Raw genomic sequence first — 3,740 nt, forward strand, 5'->3', positions numbered from 1 at the left:
CGTCCGACCATTCGTACTACTACACCGTCGGCAGCGAGTCGCTGCGCAGCATGACCGAGATCGTCACCGGCAACGCCGACCGGCTCGACGACCTCGGGCCGCTCGCCCAGCCGCGCACCGAGTTGACGGTGTCGACACCGCAACAGCTCGACGTGCCGATCCTCGGCGAGGTGCCGCTGCCGCACCTGGAGGTCGAGACGCCGGTGATCTACGACCACCTGGGCGCGGGATTGGGCGTCGGGCGGCGGCGGGGCGGTGGGCCCGCCGGCCTGCGGTGTGCTCTGGTCGGACGGGGACATCGTTGAGCATCCTCCTACAGCTGACGTCGCGAGCATGACGAGCAGTGCCGCGACGCGGCGGCTAGTACCCATGGTCATCGGTCACCGATCCTCCTGCCCGGTTCCATTCGGGGTCGTAGATCACCGGCGTCTCGACCTCCAGGTGCGGCAGCGGCACCTCGCCGAGGATCGGCACGTCGAGCTGTTGCGGTGTCGACACCGTCAACTCGGTGCGCGGCTGGGCGAGCAGCCCGAGGTCGTCGAGCCGGTCGGCGTTGCCGGTGACGATCTCGGTCATGCTGCGCAGCGACTCGCTGCCGACGGTGTAGTAGTACGAATGGTCGGACGGGTCGATCATGTCGGCGCCGGGAACCTCGGCCCGGAACCGGGTCGCGCCGAAGTCCTCGAACGCCGGGTCGGTGCCCAAGCCGGCCGTCGGGCCGACCATGTTGCCGAGGGATTCGTTCATCTCGCCGGGCAGGGTGTTGCCCATCTGTCCCAGCCAGCCCACCGGGTCGGTGGACGCGTCACCGATGTAGACCTGCCCGCCGTCGAGGTGGAAATCTGCGGCGCTGCGCGCCACATCGGTGCCGGGGCTGCCGAGCAGGATCGCGTCGTCGGCGTGCATACCGCTGTTGGCGAACGCGTCGGCGACCGTCGTGGAGCCGTACGAATGCCCGATGACCGTTACATGCTCGGGGACACCGGCCTCGTGGGTGACGCTGAGCCCGTTGACATCCCACGCCAGCGCGTCGCCCCCGGCCCGCGCCAGCCCGGTGTTGGCGATGTTGGGGTCGGTGAAGCTCTCCGGCGTGTTGTACCCCATCCAGGAGATCACCGCGGTCGGGTCGCCGGGGTCGGCCTTGAGCGACTGGCCGTACAGGTTGATCGCGTCGTTGTGCCCGTCGGACAGCCAGCCGTCCCGGACGCTGGCGCTGGTGCCGGGCACGATGACCGCGGTGTTGGACGCCTTGTCCGGGTTGCCGATCGCGACGGCCGCCCGACCCTTGCCGTCGAAGGCCTGCGGGTCGTAGGCCCACAGCATGGTCGGACGCCAGTTCTTGTCGCGGCGTTCCTGTTCGCCGATCTCGCTGTAGCGGCGGGTCTCGCTGTCCGGCGCGCCGAGTTGGTGCAGCAGTCCCTCCTGGGTCCGCTTCGCGTTCTGGTAGCGGGTGACGTCGTTGTCGGTCAGCCCGTAACGGCCCGGATTCGCGGTGACCTCGTCGGCCGACACGTTGTTGCGGTCCGCGACGTTCTCCACCCGGTCCAGATCGTCGTCCATCACCGCGACGTTGACCTGGTCGCGCACCTCGGCCGGAATCCCGTTGAGATTGCCCAGTATCGGCGGGTGCTCGGCGATCAGACCGCGGCGCTGCTCCTCGCTGAGCGAATCCCACCACTGCTTGACGTCGGCGGGGTCGGTGTCCGCGGACGGGATCCGGATCTCCTGGCCGCCCACCGTGACGGGCGGATTGGGGATGTCGGCGCCGGCGGCCTGGTCGAGCGCCGACGCGGTGTTCTCGTCCAGATCGGTGAACAGCTGCAGCATCTTCTTCAGGAACGCGGTGAACTTGTCGGCCAGGCTGTCGAGGAACCGCCCGACCAGCCATTGCTGGGGAGTGACCGTCCCGTCGTCGGCGACGGCGAACCCGAATCGGTCCAGCGTCGAGACCAGGTCCAGCAGCGCGTCCCGCAGCGCGCCCATCTGCAGGCCGCCGTTGCGCAGCGCCGACTCCAGGTTGAGCAGCCGCCGCGCGACCCTTTCCTGCTTGGCGATGTCCTTCAGACCCTGCGCGACCGCGGTCGAGGAGGCCTGCCCGGACCAGTGCTGCTGCAGGTGGGCCAGCAGCTCGCGCTCACCGGTGATGATGGTCTGCAGCTCGGTGTGCTTACGGCCCATCGCGTCGGCGGCGTCGACAAGCCGGTCGGGCTCCGACTCCCGCACCGTCGACACTGAAACCGACATGACCCTCCTGTTCCGGCTGCCCCGATCGTTCCATATCGGGGACCGGACCCAGGGGAGTTAGTGTGGGCGCGTGAACAGGCAGGCCGTGCCGGGCGGGGTGGTGCACGAACTTCCCGCCGACCTGCGCACCGCGCTGGTCGGTAACGCGACGGCGCTGGCGGCGTGGCAGGACATCACGCCGCTGGCGCGCAACGAGTTCATCTGCTGGGTGGAGGACGCCAAGCAGCAGAAGACCCGGGAGCGACGGATCCGCCGCACTCAGGAAGAGCTGGAGGAGGGCATGCGCCGGCCGTGCTGCTGGCCGGGCTGCAAGCACCGGGAGCGCACCGGCAAGGCCTAACGGCTGCGCCGGCTCTCCCGCCGGTTGGCCTTCTGGATCTCGTCGACGAGTTCGTCTTTGGTCATCTTCGACCGGCCGGGGATGTCGAGGCGGCGCGCCACCTCGACCAGATGCTTCTTGGAGGCGTTGGCGTTGACGCCTTCGGCGGACTCGCCCCGCGCGTCGGGTCCGCCGCTTTCCGACCGGTCGTCGGACGGGCCGCGCTGGTCTTTCTTCTCCCAGTGGTCGCCGACCTTCTCGTAGCTGTGTTTGAGCGCGCTGTAGGCGACGCGGTGCGCCCGTTCGCCTTCGCCGTACTCCTCGGCGGCGGCGTCGTGCGCCTTGGCGAACGTGCGCTTGGCCTTGTCGTCGGAGTGCTGCAGGGTGCTCGGCAATTCGCTTTCCTTGGCCTTGCCCGATTTCGTCGTCTTCGGCATCTCAACTTCTCCTTTCTCGGGATGTGGTGTCGCTCAGGGAGTTCCCGGTGAGGACCAGTGCACCACCTTCATCGTGGTCATCTCGTCGAGCAGTTCGGGCCCGTAGCCGAAGCCGCTGCCGCTGGCCCGCCGCGGCTGCGCGGCGCCGCCGGGCGCACCGCCGAACACCGCGTTGATCTTCACCGTCCCGACGGGCAGCGCCCGCGCGGCCTGTTGCGCATGCGCCATGTCGGCGGTCAGCACGGTGGCCGCCAACCCGAACCGGTCGTCGGCGGCCTCGGTCAACGCGGTGTCGAAGTCGGGCACCACCCGCACCGCGGCGACCGGACCGAAGGTCTCCTCGCGGAAGACCCGCATCTCGGGCGTGCAGTCGGACAGCACGGTCGGCGGATAGAACGCGCCGGGGCCGGACGGCAGCTGCGCCCCGGCCAGCACCCGGGCGCCGCGAGAGATCGCATCGGTGACATGGCCGTGCACGTGCTCGCGGTGTGCCTCGTCGACCAGCGGACCGAGCCGGTCCTGCCAGCGCCGGGCCTCGTCGGCGAGGGCGTCGAGGAACGGTTCGGCCCGGCCGGCGACGACGTAGATGCGCTCGACGGCCACACAGATCTGCCCGGCGTTCGATGACGTCGAACACCTGCGCCAGCACGGGCTCGTTGCTGCGTCGCAGATCGCCGGCCACGTCGTCGGAGATGCGCGCCAAGTCGATCAGCAGCACGGTCAGATGCGCCAGTGCCGCT

Annotated in this window: 4 protein-coding genes and 1 pseudogene; 2 read left to right on the forward strand and 3 right to left on the reverse strand. The window is 69.6% G+C overall.

All coding sequences use genetic code 11. The features are described 5' to 3' along the window. Positions 1-305 (forward strand): annotated as a pseudogene (locus ASJ79_RS33325) (hypothetical protein); the annotation flags it as partial. Positions 306-360: 55 nt separating this feature from the next. On the opposite strand, the gene ASJ79_RS20485 reads toward ASJ79_RS33325, so the two are convergent. After that, complete coding sequence (locus ASJ79_RS20485; RefSeq protein ID WP_067959178.1) at positions 361-2,244, reverse strand: alpha/beta hydrolase; 1,884 nt, start codon at positions 2,242-2,244, stop codon at positions 361-363. 70 nt (positions 2,245-2,314) lie between these two features. Between ASJ79_RS20485 and ASJ79_RS20490 the strand changes: the two genes are divergently transcribed. Next, positions 2,315-2,584, forward strand: a complete 270-nt coding sequence (locus ASJ79_RS20490) for a YdeI/OmpD-associated family protein (protein ID WP_067959182.1) — start codon at positions 2,315-2,317, stop codon at positions 2,582-2,584. Here ASJ79_RS20490 and ASJ79_RS20495 read toward each other — a convergent pair. Beyond that, positions 2,581-3,000, reverse strand: coding sequence for a ChaB family protein (locus ASJ79_RS20495; protein ID WP_067959186.1), 420 nt, complete (start codon positions 2,998-3,000; stop codon positions 2,581-2,583). The genes ASJ79_RS20490 and ASJ79_RS20495 overlap by 4 nt on opposite strands. A gap of 33 nt (positions 3,001-3,033) precedes the next feature. Continuing rightward, positions 3,034-3,603, reverse strand: a complete 570-nt coding sequence (locus ASJ79_RS20500) for an aldehyde dehydrogenase family protein (protein ID WP_231750954.1) — start codon at positions 3,601-3,603, stop codon at positions 3,034-3,036. Positions 3,604-3,740: the final 137 nt, after the last annotated feature.

The sequence above is a fragment of the Mycobacterium sp. NAZ190054 genome (genome assembly GCF_001545925.1).
Lineage (GTDB): Bacteria > Actinomycetota > Actinomycetes > Mycobacteriales > Mycobacteriaceae > Mycobacterium.